This is a genomic window from Pseudomonas sp. RIT-To-2 (assembly GCF_029623465.1).
Classification (GTDB): Bacteria; Pseudomonadota; Gammaproteobacteria; order Pseudomonadales; family Pseudomonadaceae; genus Aquipseudomonas; species Aquipseudomonas silvicola.
On record NZ_JAPYKM010000001.1, the window covers coordinates 189,103 to 207,106 of the forward strand.

At 62.7% G+C, this 18,004-nt stretch carries 18 protein-coding genes and 1 riboswitch; of the genes, 7 read left to right on the forward strand and 11 right to left on the reverse strand.

The features are described 5' to 3' along the window. Window position 1: 1 nt before the first annotated feature. Window positions 2–769 (forward strand): malonate transporter subunit MadM, encoded by a 768-nt coding sequence (gene madM / locus QBK88_RS00960; protein WP_277960540.1) that lies wholly within the window; start codon window positions 2–4, stop codon window positions 767–769. Window positions 770–798: 29 nt separating this feature from the next. Here the strand turns inward: madM and QBK88_RS00965 are convergent, their stop codons facing one another. Continuing rightward, entirely contained in the window at window positions 799–1,713 is a 915-nt protein-coding gene (locus QBK88_RS00965) for a LysR family transcriptional regulator (RefSeq protein WP_277960541.1), read from the reverse strand. An 82-nt stretch (window positions 1,714–1,795) separates the two neighbouring features. On the opposite strand from QBK88_RS00965, the gene trhA reads away from it, so the two are divergent. Beyond that, a complete protein-coding gene (gene trhA / locus QBK88_RS00970; RefSeq protein WP_277960542.1) occupies window positions 1,796–2,413 on the forward strand; it encodes a PAQR family membrane homeostasis protein TrhA in 618 nt (205 codons plus the stop codon). Here trhA and QBK88_RS00975 read toward each other — a convergent pair. Further along, window positions 2,410–3,129, reverse strand: coding sequence for a 16S rRNA (uracil(1498)-N(3))-methyltransferase (locus QBK88_RS00975; RefSeq protein ID WP_277960543.1), 720 nt, complete (start codon window positions 3,127–3,129; stop codon window positions 2,410–2,412). The two genes, trhA and QBK88_RS00975, sit on opposite strands and share 4 nt — an antisense overlap. A gap of 41 nt (window positions 3,130–3,170) precedes the next feature. Next, on the reverse strand, window positions 3,171–4,577 hold the full coding sequence (locus QBK88_RS00980; RefSeq protein WP_277960544.1) for an adenosylmethionine--8-amino-7-oxononanoate transaminase: 1,407 nt from the start codon (window positions 4,575–4,577) through the stop codon (window positions 3,171–3,173). Window positions 4,578–4,829: 252 nt separating this feature from the next. Between QBK88_RS00980 and QBK88_RS00985 the strand changes: the two genes are divergently transcribed. Both QBK88_RS00985 and QBK88_RS00990 read left to right on the forward strand, forming a co-directional pair. Continuing rightward, window positions 4,830–5,381 (forward strand): cytochrome b, encoded by a 552-nt coding sequence (locus QBK88_RS00985; RefSeq protein ID WP_277960545.1) that lies wholly within the window; start codon window positions 4,830–4,832, stop codon window positions 5,379–5,381. A gap of 30 nt (window positions 5,382–5,411) precedes the next feature. Further along, entirely contained in the window at window positions 5,412–6,008 is a 597-nt protein-coding gene (locus QBK88_RS00990) for a YceI family protein (protein WP_158152935.1), read from the forward strand. Window positions 6,009–6,059: 51 nt separating this feature from the next. Here QBK88_RS00990 and QBK88_RS00995 read toward each other — a convergent pair whose 3' ends face one another. From QBK88_RS00995 to ahcY, 5 genes are all read right to left on the reverse strand, one after another. Then, complete coding sequence (locus QBK88_RS00995) at window positions 6,060–7,976, reverse strand: DEAD/DEAH box helicase (protein WP_277960546.1); 1,917 nt, start codon at window positions 7,974–7,976, stop codon at window positions 6,060–6,062. Window positions 7,977–8,196: 220 nt separating this feature from the next. Further along, window positions 8,197–8,979 carry an ABC transporter substrate-binding protein gene (locus QBK88_RS01000; RefSeq protein WP_277960547.1) on the reverse strand — a complete coding sequence of 261 codons (783 nt, stop codon included), beginning with the start codon at window positions 8,977–8,979 and terminating at the stop codon, window positions 8,197–8,199. Between the two features lie 40 nt (window positions 8,980–9,019). Continuing rightward, window positions 9,020–10,099, reverse strand: coding sequence for a hypothetical protein (locus tag QBK88_RS01005; RefSeq protein WP_277960548.1), 1,080 nt, complete (start codon window positions 10,097–10,099; stop codon window positions 9,020–9,022). Window positions 10,100–10,186: 87 nt separating this feature from the next. After that, window positions 10,187–11,032: a methylenetetrahydrofolate reductase [NAD(P)H] gene (gene metF, locus QBK88_RS01010; RefSeq protein ID WP_268147496.1), complete on the reverse strand. Its 846-nt coding sequence runs from the start codon at window positions 11,030–11,032 to the stop codon at window positions 10,187–10,189. Window positions 11,033–11,210: 178 nt separating this feature from the next. Then, window positions 11,211–12,620 (reverse strand): adenosylhomocysteinase, encoded by a 1,410-nt coding sequence (ahcY, locus tag QBK88_RS01015; RefSeq protein WP_277960549.1) that lies wholly within the window; start codon window positions 12,618–12,620, stop codon window positions 11,211–11,213. A gap of 21 nt (window positions 12,621–12,641) precedes the next feature. Continuing rightward, window positions 12,642–12,746: riboswitch (S-adenosyl-L-homocysteine riboswitch) on the reverse strand. A gap of 195 nt (window positions 12,747–12,941) precedes the next feature. Here ahcY and QBK88_RS01020 point away from each other — a divergent pair. Continuing rightward, the gene (locus tag QBK88_RS01020) at window positions 12,942–13,343 is read left to right on the forward strand and encodes a hotdog domain-containing protein (protein ID WP_277960550.1); all 402 of its coding nucleotides are present in this window, start codon (window positions 12,942–12,944) and stop codon (window positions 13,341–13,343) included. Between the two features lie 40 nt (window positions 13,344–13,383). Here QBK88_RS01020 and QBK88_RS01025 read toward each other — a convergent pair whose 3' ends face one another. Next, the gene (locus QBK88_RS01025) at window positions 13,384–14,640 is read right to left on the reverse strand and encodes a cation:proton antiporter (RefSeq protein ID WP_277960551.1); all 1,257 of its coding nucleotides are present in this window, start codon (window positions 14,638–14,640) and stop codon (window positions 13,384–13,386) included. 285 nt (window positions 14,641–14,925) lie between these two features. On the opposite strand from QBK88_RS01025, the gene QBK88_RS01030 reads away from it, so the two are divergent. Both QBK88_RS01030 and QBK88_RS01035 read left to right on the forward strand, forming a co-directional pair. Further along, complete coding sequence (locus QBK88_RS01030) at window positions 14,926–15,312, forward strand: MAPEG family protein (RefSeq protein ID WP_277960552.1); 387 nt, start codon at window positions 14,926–14,928, stop codon at window positions 15,310–15,312. Window positions 15,313–15,322: 10 nt separating this feature from the next. Continuing rightward, window positions 15,323–15,772 (forward strand): cytochrome c, encoded by a 450-nt coding sequence (locus QBK88_RS01035; protein ID WP_277960553.1) that lies wholly within the window; start codon window positions 15,323–15,325, stop codon window positions 15,770–15,772. 9 nt (window positions 15,773–15,781) lie between these two features. Here the strand turns inward: QBK88_RS01035 and QBK88_RS01040 are convergent, their stop codons facing one another. Together QBK88_RS01040 and ligB are read right to left on the reverse strand one after the other, a co-directional pair. After that, the gene (locus tag QBK88_RS01040) at window positions 15,782–16,177 is read right to left on the reverse strand and encodes a DUF1090 domain-containing protein (RefSeq protein WP_277960554.1); all 396 of its coding nucleotides are present in this window, start codon (window positions 16,175–16,177) and stop codon (window positions 15,782–15,784) included. A 72-nt stretch (window positions 16,178–16,249) separates the two neighbouring features. Then, the gene (gene ligB, locus QBK88_RS01045; RefSeq protein ID WP_277960555.1) at window positions 16,250–17,932 is read right to left on the reverse strand and encodes an NAD-dependent DNA ligase LigB; all 1,683 of its coding nucleotides are present in this window, start codon (window positions 17,930–17,932) and stop codon (window positions 16,250–16,252) included. Between the last annotated feature and the right edge of the window lie 72 nt (window positions 17,933–18,004).

The following is an 18,004-nucleotide window of genomic DNA, read 5'->3' on the forward strand; positions in this document are numbered from 1 at the left end:
TATGTGGAACCTCATCGAACATGCATTGGAAGCCAACGGCCTGGTCACCGCTTTTGCCTTCGTCGGCATCGTGATGTGGGTGTCGGTACAGCTGTCCAGGCGTCTCACGTTCGGCCGTGTCCATGGCTCTGCCTTCGCCATTGTCATCGGCCTGGTGCTGGCCTGGGTGGGCGGCACGCTCACGGGCGGGCAGAAGGGCCTGGCTGATCTTTCGTTGTTTTCCGGTATCGGCTTGATGGGCGGGGCGATGCTGCGCGACTTTGCCATTGTCGCCACGGCGTTTGAAGTGCAGGCCACCGAAGCGCGCAAGGCGGGCTTCATTGGTGCCTTTTCGCTACTGCTGGGCACCCTGTTGCCATTCGTGTTCGGCTGCTGCGTGGCCTGGGTGTTCGGCTATCGAGATGCCGTGAGCATGACCACCATCGGCGCGGGGGCAGTGACCTATATCGTCGGGCCGGTGACCGGCGCCGCGATCGGTGCCAGTTCGGATGTTGTCGCGCTGTCGATCGCCACCGGGCTGATCAAGGCGATCCTGGTAATGGTGGGCACGCCCATGGCGGCACGCTGGATGGGGTTGGACAACCCGCGCTCGGCGATGGTGTTCGGTGGGTTGGCGGGAACGGTCAGCGGCGTGACCGCGGGGCTGGCGGCGACGGATCGGCGGTTGGTGCCCTATGGCGCATTGACGGCGACTTTCCACACCGGGCTCGGCTGCCTGCTGGGGCCTTCGGTGCTGTACCTGGCCGTGAGGGCGCTAATAGGAGCGTAGCTGCTGGCCACCCCCACGGAAGCTGCCACTCAACCCAATCGGTTGGCGTACATGCGGCATTCGGCGAGCAGCGCCAGCAGGTTAGGGTCACGCTCCTTGGCCTTGAGGAACACCACACCGATGTGCTGCTGCAGGTGGTAACGCGCCTGCAATGGCACCAGCCGCACACGGTTTTCATACACCGCCGCCACTCGCCCCGGCAGCAACGCGTAACCCACCCCCGAACTGACCATGCTCAGCAGCGTGAAGATATCGTTGACCTGCATCGCCACCTTGGGCTCGAAACCGGCCTGCTGAAACACGCGCACCCCGTCCTGGTGGGTAGCGAAGCCCTGGGTCAGGGTGATGAAGGTGTCTTCGCGCAGGTCGGCCAGGTCCACTTCACTTCGCCCGGCAAACGGCGAATCAGCTGGGGTAGCGAGGAAAATATCGTCCGAGAACAGCGGCAATTGCTCGCAGTCCGGGTCGCTGATGCTTTCGTCCAGTGACACCAGGATGGCATCCACCTCCATGTTCTTTAGCTTGTACAACAGGTCGATGTTGGAGCCCAGGATCAGGTCGATATTCAGTTCGCTGCGCCGCAGCTTGAGGCCCATGATCAACTGGGGCACGGTCTTCACCGTCAGAGAATAAAGCGACCCCAGCCGAAAACGCTCGGCGGAGAAGCCGGCCGCCTCGCGCGTCAGCCGAACCGCGCCAAGCACATCCTGCACCAGCTTCTGCGCGTGCTCCTCCAGCACATAGGCACTCTCCAGCGGCGTCAGGTTGCGCCCCTCATGCTTGAACAGCGGGCAGCGCAGGGCACTTTCCAATGAGTGAATGGCCCGGTGCACGCTGACATTGCTGGTGCAAAGCTCCGCCGCCGCACGGCCCAGGTTGCCGGTGCGCATGAAGGCCAGGAATATTTCCAGCTTCTTCAAGGTCAACTCTTCGTCGATCAACATGGCACGAGCTCTGGTAGGGTAGGAGAGGATTGTGCCTGAGACGGCATTGTCGACCCAATGGAAACCAAGGAGAAACGACTGCATGTATCACGGCGAACGGTTCAACGCCTGGACACACCTGGTCGGTGCCGTGCTGGCTTCAATTGGCGCAGTATGGATGCTGGTGCTGGCCAGTCTTCAGGGGGATGCATGGAAGATCGTCAGCATGGCGATCTACGGGGTAACCCTGGTGACGCTCTACAGCGCTTCCACGGTTTATCACAGCGTGCGAGGGCGCGCGAAAGTGATCATGCAAAAGGTTGATCATTTTTCGATCTACCTGCTGATTGCCGGCAGCTACACGCCTTTCTGCCTGGTGACGCTGCGCGGGCCCTGGGGCTGGACGCTGTTCGGAGTGGTCTGGGGGCTGGCGGTGATCGGCATGCTCCAGGAAATAAAACCGCGCTCGGAAGCGCGGGTATTGTCCATCATCATCTACGCCGTAATGGGCTGGATCGTGCTGGTGGCGGTCAAGCCACTGCTGGCCACCCTGGGCACTGCCGGGTTCACCTGGCTGGCCACCGGTGGGGTGTTGTACACCGTCGGCATCATCTTCTTCGCCTATGACACGCGCTTCCGCCACTGGCACGGCATCTGGCACCTGTTCGTGATCGCCGGCAGCCTTTTGCATTTCGTGGCGGTGTTTTTCTACGTGCTTTAGAAATCGCCCCATAACTGCTGGGCGACCGCCAACGCCACCACCGGCGCCGTTTCGGTACGCAGCACCCGCGGGCCGAGGCGCGCCGAATGGAAGCCTGCCGTCTGAGCCTGGCTGACCTCGGCATCTGCCAGGCCGCCTTCAGGCCCGATCAGGAACGCCAGAGTGGCTGGCCTGGCATGGCTCACCAAAGGTTCGGCCACCGGGTGCAGCACCAGTTTCAGTTCCGCGTCGCAGGCTTTGAGCCATTCGCTGAGCAGCAGTGGCGGGTGAATGACCGGCACCGTGGAGCGCCCGCACTGTTCGCAAGCACTGACGGCGATCTGCTGCCAGTGGGCCTGACGCTTTTCCGCGCGCTCGTCCTTGAGGCGCACTTCGCAGCGCTCGCTGATGATCGGGGTGATCTCGCTGACGCCCAGCTCAGTAGCCTTCTGGATGGCCCAGTCCATGCGTTCGCCACGGGAAAGGCCCTGGCCCAGGTGAATCTTCAGGCTGGACTGGGGCTGGCCGGCGAAGGCCTCGTCCAGTTGCACGCGCACGCGCTTCTTGCCGACTTCCAGCAGCGCGCCGCGGTACTCCTGGCCTGAACCGTCGAACAACTGCACGGCGTCGCCCTCGGCCATGCGCAGCACGCGGCCGATGTAGTGGGCCTGGGCCTCGGGCAGCTCGTGCTCGCCCAGGCTCAGGGGCGCATCAATGTAAAAGCGGGAAAGTCTCATGGAGTGTCTCGAATCTGATGGTGGGGCCGGGTAGCGGGCTACTAGCCCGGGTCGCGGAAGTCGGGGTGGAAGTCGCTCGGCACGGCCACGCTGACGCTGGTGCGGGTGGCGATGTCGATGCCTTCACTGGCCACTTCGGCGAGGAAGTCGATCTGCTCCGGGGTAATGATGTAAGGCGGCAGGAAATACACCACGCTGCCCAAGGGGCGCAGCAGGGCACCGCGGGTCAGGGCGTGGTTGAACACCTGCAGGCCGCGGCGTTCCTGCCAGGGGTAGGCGGCCTTGCTGGCCTTGTCCTGGACCATCTCGATGGCCAGTACCATGCCGGTCTGGCGAATCTCCGAGACGTGGTCGTGGTCGGCCAGGTGCGCGGTGGCGCTGGCCATGCGCGCAGCGAGGGCCTTGTTGTTCTCGATGACGTTGTCCTGCTCGAAGATATCCAGCGTGGCCAGGGCCGCCGCGCATGCCAGCGGGTTGCCGGTGTAGCTGTGCGAGTGCAGGAAGGCGCGCAGGGTGGGGTACTCGTCGTAGAAAGCGCTGTACACGTCATCGGTGGTCAGGCACGCGGCCAGGGGCAGATAGCCGCCGGTGAGGGCCTTGGACAAGCACAGGAAGTCCGGGCGGATGCCGGCCTGCTCGCAGGCGAACATGGTGCCGGTGCGGCCGAAGCCCACGGCGATCTCGTCATGGATCAGGTGCACGTTGTAGCGGTCGCAGGCTTCGCGCAGCAGCTTGAGGTACACCGGGTGGTACATGCGCATGCCACCGGCCCCCTGGATCAGCGGCTCGACGATGACGGCGGCGACACTGTCATGGTTCTCCGCCAGGGTCTGCTCCATGGCCTGGAACATGTGCCGCGAATGTTCTTCCCAGCTCATGCCCTCGGGGCGCAGGTAGCAGTCGGGGCTCGGCACCTTGAGGGTGTCCAGCAGCAGTGCCTTGTAGGTCTCGGTGAACAGCGGTACATCGCCCACAGCCATGGCGGCGATGGTCTCGCCGTGGTAGCTGTTGGTCAGGGTGACAAAGCGCTTCTTGTTCGGCTGGCCGCGGTTGACCCAGTAGTGGAAGCTCATCTTCAGCGCCACTTCGATGCAGGACGAACCGTTATCGGCGTAGAACACCCGGTTCAGGCCCTCGGGGGTCATCTTGACCAGGCGCTCGGACAGCTCGATAACCGGCTGGTGGCTGAAGCCAGCGAGGATCACGTGCTCCAACTGGTCGACCTGGTCCTTGATGCGCTGGTTGATGCGCGGGTTGGCGTGGCCGAACACGTTTACCCACCATGAGCTGACGGCATCCAGGTAGCGCTTGCCTTCGAAGTCTTCCAGCCAGACGCCTTCACCGCGTTTGATCGGGATCAGCGGCAGCTGCTCGTGGTCTTTCATTTGGGTGCAGGGGTGCCACAGGACCTTGAGGTCGCGCTGCATCCACTGGTTGTTGAGGCCCATTTTCTCTCTCCTGGCAGCGGCGTGGTCGCCATGCTCGGCAAACAATCGCGCAAGCCTATGCAATGGCTGCCTTCGGGGCAACCGCCAACCCTGAAACCTTGATGATCGGCCCCGTCGCCGTGTTAACGATCGCTTAACGCTTTACGTCTAAGGTATTGCATCGTGTATTTCGATATTTCAAAGCGAAATTTTCCGCTTTAATTCGATAGATAAAAAGCTAGTCTTTGTATCAGAACCTACAGGATGACCGTGATGCAGTTACGCAACTCAACTTCCCGCTACGGCTGGGTCAGCATGTTCCTGCACTGGGGTGTGGCGCTGGCGGTATTCGGTTTGTTCGCCCTGGGCCTGTGGATGGTTGACCTGGGGTACTACGACCCATGGCGCAAGGCTGGCCCCGACCTGCACAAAAGCATCGGCCTGACGCTGTTCCTGTTCATGGTGTTGCGCGTGGTCTGGCGCTTCATCAGCCCACCGCCGCCGCCTCCACCTACCCAGGGCCGGTTGACGCGTATCGCTGCAAAACTGGGTCATGCCTTCCTTTACCTGGACCTGTTCCTGGTGATGGCGGCCGGTTACCTGATCTCCACGGCTGATGGCGTGGGAATTCCGGTGTTCGGCCTGTTCGAAGTACCCGCGCTGGTCAGCGGCCTGCCCAACCAGGCGGAAACCGCAGGCGACGTGCACCTTTACCTGGCCTGGATCCTGGTGATCTTTGCTGTACTCCATGGCCTGGCTGCGCTCAAGCACCACTTTATCGACCGTGACGCGACCCTGGTACGCATGCTGGGACGCAAAGCCTGAACCTCAACTCAATCCCAAGGAATATTGCACATGTTGAAGAAGACACTGGCCGCTCTGGCTCTGGGTACCGCACTGCTGACGGCCGGCCAGGCCATGGCTGCTGACTACACCATCGACAAGGAAGGCAACCATGCCTTCATCAATTTCAAGATCAGCCACCTGGGCTACAGCTTCATCTACGGTACGTTCAAGGACTGGACCGGTACCTTCAGCTTCGACGCCGCCAAGCCTGAAGACAGCAAGATCAGCATCACCCTGAACACCAAGAGCGTGGACACCAACCACGCTGAGCGTGACAAGCACATCCAGAGCAAGGACTTCCTGGAAACCGACAAGTACCCGACGGCTACGTTCGTCTCCACCAGCGTCAAGCCAACCGGCAAGAATGCTGATGGCAAGCTGACCGCCGACGTGACCGGTGACCTGACCCTGCACGGTGTGACCAAGCCAGTCGTGGTCAAGACCGTGTTCCTGGGTGAAGGCAAGGACCCATGGGGCGGCTACCGCGCCGGCTTTGAAGGCACCACCACCATCAAGCGCTCTGATTTCGGCAAGATGATGGACCTGGGCCCGCAGTCCGACACCCTGACCCTGGACATCACCTTCGAGGGCGTGCAGAAGAAGTAATTTCTTCAGGCACAAAAAAACCGCAGCCAATGGCTGCGGTTTTTTTTCGGCTCAACCTTCGCGGTTACGGGTCAGCAGCGCTGGCTTTTCACCGTTGCGACGGCTCGGCAGCGACTCCAGCTGTTCCAGCTGTTCGGCGGTCGGGAAGCGATCGATCTTCGATTCCTTGTGCACGATGCGCGGCTGGTTCTGCGGTGCGCGCGAGTTGCTCACGGCCGGTTCCTGACGAGGTTGCTCGTCACGGGCCGGTCGACGGTTGCGGCCGCCGCCATTGTTGTCGCGGCGTGGCTGGCCATCACGGGCGCCACCACCATTGCTGCGTGGGCCGTTACGCTTGTCACCGGCCGGTTTGCCAGCGGCTGGCGTGTTGCTGCGCGGCGTGCCCTGGCGGGGCGGGCGCGGCGCCGAAGCCGGAGCCGCGCCGCCTGCTGGTGCCGGGGCACCTGGGCGGCGGTTACGGCCCTGGTTCTTGTTCTGGTAAGGGCTGACGTAGTCGGCGCGGTTACCAAAGTTGTCCACTTCGTCATCCAGGAACTCGTCCGGCGCGCGGTCGGCAGGAGCTACCGGCGGCTTTGGAGTGGACTGGGCCTGACGCGGCTTCTGGTCACGGGGTTGGCGTTCAGAACGCGCCCCGGCGGGCTTTTCCTTGCCTTGCTCCTTACCTTGTTCCCTGGCCTTCTCGCGGCCCTTGTCCTTGCCTTTGTCCTTGCGGCCAGCACCGTTGCTGGCGTTGGCACCGTCACCACGCGGGCCACGGGCGTTGCGCGGGGCGTTGGCCTGCGGGCGCTCGCGCACCTCGGGCTTCTCGGCCTCCACGGCATTGATGTCGAAGCCCATCAGGTCGCCGTCAGGGATCTTCTGCTTGGTCATGCGCTCAATGCTCTTGAGCAGCTTTTCCTCGTCCGGGGCGACCAGCGAGATAGCCTCACCGCTGCGACCGGCACGGCCGGTACGGCCGATACGGTGCACGTAGTCTTCATCGACGTTGGGCAGCTCGAAGTTCACCACGTGCGGCAACTGGTCGATGTCCAGGCCGCGGGCAGCGATGTCGGTGGCGACCATGATGCGCACGGCACCGGCCTTGAAGTCGGCCAGGGCTTTGGTGCGGGCGTTCTGGCTCTTGTTGCCGTGGATGGCAACGGCGCTCAGGCCGTGCTTTTCCAGGTACTCGGCCAGGCGGTTGGCGCCATGCTTGGTGCGCGTGAACACCAGTACCTGTTCCCAGGCACCCAGGGTGATCAGGTGAGCCAGCAGCGAACGCTTGTGGGCGGCAGGCAGGCGGTAGACCCGTTGCTCGATGCGCTCCACCGTGGTGTTGGGTGGCGTGACTTCGATGCGCTCTGGGTTGTGCAGCAGCTTGCCGGCAAGGTCGGTGATGTCCTTGGAGAAAGTGGCCGAGAACAGCAGGTTCTGGCGCTTGGCCGGCAGGCGTGCCAGCACTTTCTTGACGTCATGGACGAAGCCCATGTCGAGCATGCGGTCGGCTTCGTCCAGCACGAGGATTTCCACGTGGGAGAGGTCGACGCTGCCCTGGCCGCACAGGTCGAGCAGGCGACCGGGGCAGGCCACCAGAACGTCGACGCCGCGGGCCATGGCCTGCACCTGTGGGTTCATGCCGACGCCGCCGAAGATGCAGGTGCTGACGAACTTCAGGTCGCGAGCATAGATCTTGAAGCTGTCATGCACCTGGGCCGCCAGCTCGCGGGTGGGGGTCAGCACCAGCACGCGCGGTTGGCGCGGGCCATGACGCTGGGATTTGTCCGGGTGACCGTTGGGAAACAGCCGTTCCAGGATCGGAAGGGCGAAACCACCGGTTTTACCTGTACCTGTCTGTGCCGCGACCATCAAGTCACGACCTTGCAACACGGCGGGAATAGCCCGCTGTTGCACCGGAGTAGGCTGGGTATAGCCCGCCGCCTCGATGGCGCGGACTAAAGCCTCGGAGAGACCGAGGGAAGCAAAGGACATGAGTAATCCTGTTCTAGTGAGGGCTTTGCCCAATGGGAATCTTGCCTGGCGCGACGGGTGCACGAGGGCACTATCGCGTCCGGTCCTGCCGGGCCTTCAATGCGCATCCGGACCTCGCTGAGCGGGCATGAGCCGGGCAGTCGAGCGGGTCGGGGTGCCTTTTGCAAGGCCGGGCGTCCGGGCGTAAGCCTGGCGGGAAGGTCGGAGTATAACAGAGCAATCACAGCGCGCTGCTTTCATGCTGCTCAACGGTTTTATTCGCCGAAGATACAGTAGCATAGCGAGTCGTCAGCTCCGTGTAGGCGGGCTCGCGCTTGAAGCGTCGAAGCTCGATGGCAAAGCGCAGCGCCAGCTGGTCCATGCCGGCGCCACGGCGTACCGCCAGGTATTGGGGCTGGCGGTTGATCACCAGGGGCAGGGCACTGACCTTGCCCTGCAGGCCCATGGTCTCGAGGGTGTATTGCCCCACGCGCAGGTCAGTGATGACCAGGTCCACCCGGTTGCGGATCAGCTTGCCGAAATTGGCTTCCTGGCTGGCGGCGGCCTCGCGGTTGAATTCGCTGGCTTGCATGAACGCGTCACCGTAGTTGTAGCCAGCGGACGTTCCGATGGTTAGCCCGCCAAGGTCGCCCAGGCTGTTGACGGCATGGGGGCTGGAATTGGCCTGGAACAGCACGAACTGAGTGTCGGACAGCGGTTCGTCAGGGTACAGCAGCTTCGCTTCGCGCTCCGGGGTGCGGAAGATATCCAGCACGCCATCGGCTTCGCCCTGGTCGAGCATGGCCAGGCAGCGCTTCCAGGGCAGGAACTGCCATTCTATTTCCACGCCCAGGCGCTCGAAAACCTTGGTGGCGACCTCGTAGTCGATGCCTTTTCCCTGGCCATCCTCCTGGTAGGCATAGGGCGCCCAGGGGTCGGTGACAATGCGTAGCCGCTCGGCCTGGGCGCTCAGGCTCAGGCAAGTCAGGAACATGGCTGTCAGCAGCGTTAGGAAAGCGGGCATGGCGGCAGAGTACGACGCCGCCCATGGGTTGGCAACGCCATCAGTTGCTCTGGTTGCTGACCAGGTGCTGGTAGATGGCCTTGCGGCGCTTGCCCAGAATCAGGCGGTTTACCGGTGAATCCAGCCAATGCTGCAGTTGCCCGGCCTCCATGGGCGCGGCCTGGCGTTCCTGCAGGTTCTGCCGAGCCTTGTCCCACCACACCGGGGCGCAAGCCCGGTCGAATTCGTTGGCATGCTCGTAGCAGCCGTAGAGGATTTCGCGCATGAACTGGCGCTGCTGGCGCGGCAGGGCCAGGGTCACGGTCTTGTATAGCAGGCGCTGCAAGGCCGGTGGCCTTGGAATGTGGCTGCTGACCTGGCGTATATCCGCCAGAGCCTGGGGGGCCAGGGGCTGTTCGCGGTGTTTGCGCAACCAGGCCTGAACCTTGGCTCGCATCAGCAGCTTGCGGCTCCAGTAATGGTGGATCAGCTCGGGGCATTCACGCACCTGGTACTGCTTGTAGGCAGCCAGCGTCAGGCAGAACTCTTCCAGGGTGTAGGCGGTGGGCGTGCGAGGGTAAAAGTCGTCCATCAGTTCGATGGAGCGGTCCAGCAGGCCGATGTCGCTCTGGTACAAGCCGATCACCCCGGAGTTGAGCAACCACATGTCATCATCGGCCATGCCCGCGGCCTTGAGCTCGTCACCCAGTTCGTCATACAGCGGTGAACCATTGGCCTGCTGGTAGCGCATGGTGAAAGCATTGCACAGCAGTGTGCCCGGTTGGATACGCTCGAACAGCGCCAGGGGCGATACATGGAAGAACGTATCGGTGTCGATCAGCAGGGCCAGTTCCGATTCCTGGAGAATTTCACGCAACGCCACGTGCTTGGTGCGGAAGTGGTAGCCGTGGGGCAAACTCCAGGCCTGACGGGTTTCGGCACTCAATGGGCGTACGCGTACCGGCAGCCGTGCGTAGGGCGCGGGGTTGTCGGTGAAGACCTGGATATCAAGCGGCAATTCAGCTGCCGGCCCCAGTTGAGCAATGGCGCTGGCGATGCTGAAGATGGCTTCCTGGTGATAAGTGTCGGAACCGAACACCAGGTAAACCAACTGCGGGCGCACCGCGGTTACAGAAGGCATGTCGTGTGTCGTCCTTGAAGCAAAGTGGAAATAAAAAAGGCCTTGGTACTTTACCAAGGCCTTGCTGAATTTCCCCTTAAGTTTTGACTAGCGGGGCAATTTCAGGTTGTTCCATACCGCCAGGCTTGGCTCGGCCTGGTTCAGCGTATAGAAGTGCAGCCCCGGGGCGCCGCCTTCCAGCAGTTGCTCGCACATCTGCGTGATCACTTGCTCGCCGAACCGCTGGATGCTGGCGACATCGTCCGCGTAGGCTTCAAGCTGCTTGCGGATCCACCGTGGGATCTCGGCGCCACAGGCGTCGGAGAAGCGTGCCAGCTTGCTGTAGTTGGTGATCGGCATGATGCCCGGCACGATCGGGATGTCCACGCCGGCCTTCTGCACGCGCTCGACGAAATGGAAGTAGCTGTCGGCGTTGAAGAAGTACTGGGTGATGGCGCTATCGGCACCGGCATTGGCCTTGCGCACGAAGTTCTTGATGTCGTCTTCGAAGTTGTGCGCCTGGGGGTGCATCTCCGGGTAGGCGGCCACTTCGATATGGAAGTGATCGCCGCTCTCGGCGCGAATGAACTCCACCAGGTCATTGGCATGGCGCAGCTCGCCGCTGGCCATGCCCATGCCAGAAGGCAAGTCACCGCGCAGGGCGACGATGCGCTTGATGCCGGCATCCTTGTACTGCGCTAGCAGGGCGCGCAGGTCGGCCTTGCTGTCACCAACGCACGACAGGTGCGGGGCGGCAGGGACCTTCACCTCGTTTTCCAGCTGCAGCACGGTGTTGAGCGTGCGGTCGCGGGTAGAGCCCCCGGCACCATAGGTGCAGGAGAAGAAATCGGGGTTGTAGCCGGCCAGCTGGCGGGCCACGTTCAGCAGTTTTTCATGCCCAGCGTCGGTCTTGGTCGGGAAGAACTCGAAGCTGAAGCGGCGTTCCTGGGACATGGTTGTTCCTCAGCTGCAAGCTTTTAGCTGCAAGCTGCAAGGAGGACCGGGTCCGCCTGCAGGTTTTGCAGAAGCTTCAGCGCTATCAGGGAGCAAATTTCGCGAAGACAAAAAGCTGCAAGCAGGTCAGCACGGTCGCGCTTCTGCTTGCAGCTTGCAGCTCACAACTTGCCGCTGCTTAGTAGCGGTAAGCGTGCGGCTTGAACGGGCCGTCGACGGTCACGCCGATGTAGTCGGCCTGCTGTTTGGTCAGTTTGGTGACCACGCCGCCGAAGCCGCGGACCATTTCCAGGGCCACTTCTTCGTCGAGCTTCTTCGGCAGTACTTCAACGGTCAGGCGCTCGGCTTTCTGGGCTGGCGACAGGTCGGCGTACTTCTGCTCGAACAGGAAGATCTGTGCCAGTACCTGGTTGGCGAACGAGCCATCCATGATGCGGCTTGGGTGGCCGGTAGCGTTGCCCAGGTTAACCAGGCGGCCTTCGGCCAGCAGGATCAGGTAGTCGTCGTTCTGAGCGTCGAAGGCGCCCGGGCCGGTACGGTGGATCTTGTGTACCTGTGGCTTGACCTCTTCCCATGCCCAGTTCTTGCGCATGAAAGCGGTGTCGATTTCGTTGTCGAAGTGGCCGATGTTGCAGACAACGGCGCGCTTCTTCAGGGCTTTGAGCATGTTTGCATCGCAGACGTTGACGTTACCGGTGGTGGTGACGATCAGGTCGATCTTGCCCAGCAGGGCCTTGTCGATGCTGGCTTCGGTACCGTCGTTTTCACCGTTGACGAACGGCGAGACCAGTTCGAAACCGTCCATGCAGGCTTGCATGGCGCAGATCGGGTCGACTTCGGTGACCTTGACGATCATGCCTTCCTGACGCAGGGACTGGGCCGAGCCCTTGCCCACGTCGCCGTAGCCGATCACCAGGGCTTGCTTGCCCGACAGCAGGTGGTCGGTGCCGCGCTTGATGGCATCGTTCAGGCTGTGACGGCAGCCGTATTTGTTGTCGTTCTTGCTCTTGGTCACCGAGTCGTTGACGTTGATGGCCGGGATTTTCAGCTCGCCCTTGGCCAGCATGTCCAGCAGGCGGTGAACGCCAGTGGTGGTTTCCTCGGTCACGCCGTGGATGCGCTCCAGCATGGCCGGGTATTTCTTGTGCAGGATTTCGGTCAGGTCGCCGCCGTCGTCCAGAATCATGTTGGCGTCCCAAGGCTGGCCATCCTTGAGGATGGTCTGCTCGATGCACCACTCGTACTCTTCCTCGGTTTCACCTTTCCAGGCGAACACAGGAATGCCGGCGGCGGCGATGGCGGCAGCGGCCTGGTCCTGGGTGGAGAAGATGTTGCACGACGACCAGCGTACTTCGGCACCCAGGGCAACCAGGGTTTCGATCAGCACGGCAGTCTGAATGGTCATGTGGATGCAGCCCAGGATCTTCGCGCCCTTGAGCGGTTGCTCGCCAGCGTATTTGCGGCGCAGGCCCATCAGTGCAGGCATTTCCGACTCGGCGATGATGGTCTCGCGACGGCCCCAGGCGGCCAGGGAGATGTCGGCAACCTTGAAATCGGTGAAACCTGCAGGCGTGTGTACAGCGCTCATGAAGAGCCTCCATTCGTAATGTGCGAATGGGCGCCGTTGTGCGTTTAGAGCCCGTACGGACCAACCGTGCGGGCAACGCCCCATCCGAGCCTGACAGGTGTCCCTGCTGCAGCGCCCCTCGGACAGGTGGCGGGAGCGGCCTGGAAACACGTGGCCGCTGTAATCGAACGCAGCGATTATATAGAGGAAGGCGGCGCTGCCCAAGGCTTTCTGCTGATAACCGCTCGAAGGTTTATCGACGCCATAGCGATAGTCCAATGGAGGCTGTGGCGAAGGTCTGCGATGATGGGGGCATCAAAGGCAAGACGGTCAGGAGCGAGCATGAACTTCCACACCCGCAAATGGGTAAAACCCGAAGACCTCAACCCCAACGGCACGCTGTTCGGTGGCAGCCTGTTGCGCTGGATCGACGAAGAGGCGGCGATCTACGCCATTGTCCAGTTGGGCAACCAGCGCGTGGTCACCAAGTACATCTCGGAGATCAACTTCGTCAGCGCCTCGCGTCAGGGCGACATCATCGAGCTGGGCATCACGGCCACAGAGTTCGGCCGCACTTCCATCACGCTTACGTGCGAAGTGCGCAACAAGATCACCCGCAAGAGCATCCTCACGGTCGACAAGATGGTGTTCGTCAACCTGGGCGAAGACGGCCTGCCCGCGCCCCATGGTCGCACCGAGATCAGGTACATCAAGGATCAGTTCGACGTGGAATCGGTCGAGTAACGACTGTTTGTGGGACCGAGCCTCGCCCGGTCCCACAGGTTCAGTGTGCGGCTTCTTCCTGTTGCGCATCGCGGGTCACGCTTTTCACCAGCTTGCCGATGCTCAGGCCTTGCAGCAGGATCGACGACAGCACCACGATGTAGGTGATGCTCAGCAGCAGGTCGCGCTCCGGGCCCACTGGCAGCGCCAGCGCCAAGGCCACCGATACGCCGCCGCGCAGGCCGCCCCAGGTCAGGATGCGGATGGTGCCCCGCGGCACGCTGCGCCAGCGGCGCAGCAGCAGGATCGCCGGGGCCACGGTCAGCAACCGCGATAGCAGTATCGCTACCGCCAGCAGGCTGGACGCCACCACGTGCATCCACGAGAACGGCAGCAGCAACAGCTCCATGCCGATCAACGCGAACAGCAAGGCGTTGAGCATGTCATCCAGCAGTTCCCAGAAACCGTCCATGTAGCGACGGGTCATGTCGTTCATGGCCAGCTTGCGGCCCAGGTTGCCGATGATCAGGCCTGCGGTGACCATGGCGATGGGCGCCGAGACGTGCAGCTCGTAGGCCATGGCCGAACCACCAATCACCAGTGCCAGGGTCAGCATGACCTCGACCTGATATTGCTCGATGCTCTTGATCATGCGGTACACCACGTACCCGATCAGCGCGCCAAACAGCACGCCGCCGATGGCTTCGTGAACGAACAGCATGGCGGTTTCGCTGATCGACGGCGTCTCACCCTGTTGGGCGATGCCCAGCAGAACGGTGAACACCACCACGGCGGTACCGTCGTTGAACAGCGACTCGCCGACGATGGTGGTCTTCAGTGGTTTCGACGCATTGGCCGTGCGCAATACGCCCAGCACGGCGATGGGGTCGGTAGGCGAAATCAGCGCGCCGAACAGCAGGCAGTAGAGGAAGCTCACGTGCCAGCCAAACATGCCGAAGATATAGAACGCCAGGGTGCCGATCACCAGCGTGGCAATCAATACACCGAAAGTGGCCAGCAGGCCGATGGGCCAGCGGTAGCTGCGCAGGTCGTTGAGGTTGACGTGCAAGGCGCCGGCGAACAGCAGGAACGCCAGCATCCAGTTCATCAGCAGGTCGCCGAAATCGATCTGGCCGATCAGGCTCTGCACGCGTGCTTCCAGGCCGGGGTAGCCCAGCACGCTCAGGCCTTGCAGCAACAGGGAAAACATCAGCGCCGTGACCATCACGCCGATGGTGGGCGGCAGGCCGATGAAACGGAAATTGACGTAGGTGAGGAGGGTGGTAAGGCAGATGAAGGCGGCAACTAATTCGAGCATCCGGGCTCCCATGGTGGTGTGGTGGTGTGGTGGTGGGGCGTGGTGAAACGCCTGTGTACTGTCTGGGACGGGCCAGCGTTGGGCCGGGGCACAGCTGAAATGTCGCAGTTGTTACAGGCTGTTACTGCGGCAGGGATACTCATGGAGGTTGTCGTTGCCCCGGTTTGGCGATGAGTTCCGACAGGCCACGGTACGTTGCATCAACAGCGGGACCGCATTGATCAGCTACAGTTTGCGGGCCTTGTGATATGTATTCCCATTCTTTCGTTTAGAAAAGGAACAAGCATGACCGTCGCATTCTGGTGTGTATTGATCGCCATCCTGCTGCCCTTCGTGTGCACGGGCATCGCCAAGTTCAGCGGTGGCCAGTTCGGCGCTCGGCAGAACCACGACCCGCGGGCTTTCCTGGACAACCTGGACGGGTTCGCCAAGCGTGCCCATGCGGCGCAGATGAACAGTTTCGAAGCATTCCCCGCGTTCGCCGCGGCGGTGATCATCGCCGATATCTGCCACAACGCTCAGCAGGTGACCATGGACGTGCTGGCCGTGATGTTCATCACCAGCCGGCTGCTGTACATCATCTGTTATCTGGCCGATTGGGCTATGCTGCGTTCGCTGGTGTGGCTGGTTGGCGTGGGGCTGATCGTCAGCCTGTTCTGCGTGTCCGTCTGACAGGAATGCCATGAGCTTGAAACGTCTGAGCGCGGTGATGCTCGCCTGCCTGGTGCTGAGTGCCTGTGGCGGGGTGGACCCTGCTTCGCCACTGGGTAAGCGCAAGGCCATCTTCAAGCAGATGCTGCACACCAGCGAAGACATGAACGGCATGCTGCTGGGGCGCCTGACGTTCGATGCCGCGACGTTTGCCGCCAGCGCCCAGACGCTCGACGGCCTGGCGCACCAGCCCTGGCAGCATTTCCCCCAGGTGCGTGAGCAGGACCATACCAGCGCCAAGCCTGAAGTCTGGGAGCGTCAGGCCCGATTCCAGCAATTGGCGCGGTCACTGGAGGCGGCCACCGGTGCATTGGTGGTGGCCAGCCGCGCCCAGCCGCTCAAGGACCTGGATCTGGACCAGCCCATGCAGAACGTGGAAAACGCCTGCAAGGCGTGCCACCGGGAGTTCCGCGACCACTGACCGTGTGGGTTACTGGTCGATTTCGTCCAGCGCCTGCTGCAATTCCTTGCGCGACTCGGCGAGTTTGTCCTTGCGCTTGTTGATCTTGTCCGAGTCGCCTTTCTTCATGGCCTTGTCCAGGTCGGCCTGGCGTTGCGCCACTTCACGACGTGCATCCAGTACCTTGTTTTCCCGTTCCTTCTGCAAGCCGGCATCGGTGCAGTTGGCCTGGCTCTGGGCCAGGGCTTTCTCCAGGCCCGCCTGCTGGTCGGTATTGCCGTGGGCCTTGGCCTGGTCGATCTGGGTGCGAATGGCCTGTTGTCTGGCCGCGCACCCCTTGAGTTCCAGCGGGGCTTGGGCGGCCATCAGCGGGGTGCACAGGCTGCCGCACAGGGCCAGCACAGTCAGAAGGGGTAGTGGTTTCATGGTGACTCCGTGTAAAGACTGCGCTATTGAACGGCTTATTGAAGCCAAAGTCTGTAAGAAGTTTCTTAGTTTTTAACCAGTAAAGCCCTCAATGCCTACAGTACGGAGTGTGTCGGCGACGGAGAGCACATCCGGGTGACGGAAGAATTCGAACAGATGCCTGGCCCGCGTCGCACCGATGCCAGGCTGCGCTTGCCATTGCTCAAGGCTCCGGTTGGCCAGTTGTTGCCAGGTCTGTCCTGTACTTGACGTACCCATGGCAGGTGCCCCGAGCGCCTTGAGCCAGCCCTGCAGGCCATGGCGGCGAGCCGCCTGCAAGCTTTCCAGCAGGCGGGCGCTGCTGCGTGCACCCAGTTGTGGTACCTCGGCCAGGGCCTGCGCGTCCAGCAGCAGCCAGCCGGCCAGGTCGTCGACTTTTCCGGCCTGGATCAGGCGCTCCCACGTCCCGGCCCCGACGTGAGGCATGTGCAACCCCTGTTTACCGCTCAGCCAGGCCAGGCGCGCACGAAACTGCGCCTGGCAACCCTCGGTGGGGCGCCAGCAACTGAGCGCGTGGTAGGCACCCGGGTCGGGAACCGTGAGGGGCTGCCTTTCGGGCGCGCGCCATACCACGTCACCCAGCCGTGGGATGGTCAGGCCGGCAAGCTGCACGGCCACCTGGTCCCCGGGCCGGATGTCCATGGCGCGCCAACGGTCGAGCGAGCCGACGCTGACGCGCCTTACCGTGCGGTCGTCCAGGCGCACCGGCAGCAGTTCCAGCACGGGTGTTATGCGCCCGGTGCGGCCGATGCTGAATGTCACCTCGCGCACATGGGCCAGCGCCTGGGCATAGGGATATTTCCAGGCGGCTATCCAATACGGCACCTTGGCCTGCCAGCGGCTGGCGGGTGGCCGCTGGCTCAGGCGCAGTATCAGGCCGTCACTGGCGAAGGGCAGGGGGGTGTTGTACCAGTGGTTGCGCCACTGGTTGGCCTGGTCGGCGTCTGTGATGGGCTGGCTGTAACGTGCCTCCAGCTCGAACCCCAAGGCCGCCAGCCCCGCCAGGCGTTCGGGCAATGTGGGCGGCCCCTCTGGCCAGTCCCATGCGAACAGGCCTATACGAGCACCGTCGGCGGCGTCCAGCTGGGTACGAGCCATGAGCCCAGCGACCCTGCCCCGGGCGTTGTCGCTGCCATCGCGGGCCTGGACATGCCCTTCGTAACGCCAGTAAAGCTCGCCCTGCAGGACCAGGTCCACCGGCTGGGGCAGGGGCCGGGACAGGGCGGCGATGGCACGGGCATTGGCGGTCCAGTCATGCCCCTGCACGCCGTCGCCGCGGCTGATGACCTGGTGCAGCCTGCCTTGCCGGTAGGTCACCGTTACCGCTACGCCATCCACCTTGGGCTGCACCCAGACATCGGTCTTGTGCCGCAACCAGTCGGCGACCGTGGCCTGCTCGGCATGCTTGCCCACGCCGGTGTGGGGAACGGGGTGCGCTATCGTGCCACGGGCAGCCTGCAGCGGGTGCGGGCTGCCAGAGTCCAGCGCGGAAAAGCACTGCTGCCAGTGGTCTAGCCGAAGGCGGGCCTGGTCATAGAGTTCGTCGGCGATGGCGGAGACGCCGTCGCGGTGATATTGGGTGTCCCACTGGCTGAGTTGTGCTTGCAGTGCAGTGAGCTGAAGCGCGGCGTGGGCGGGGTTCCAGTCCGGGCAACTATCAGCAGTTGCCAGGGCCGGTACCAGCAGGGCACCCAGCAGCAGAAGGGCGGGGTTCATTGTCGGCTTCCTTGCGCGACCCAGTGGAACCCCAAGCCTAGGAAAGGCTTGCTGCGGATGCTCGGTGGCGTG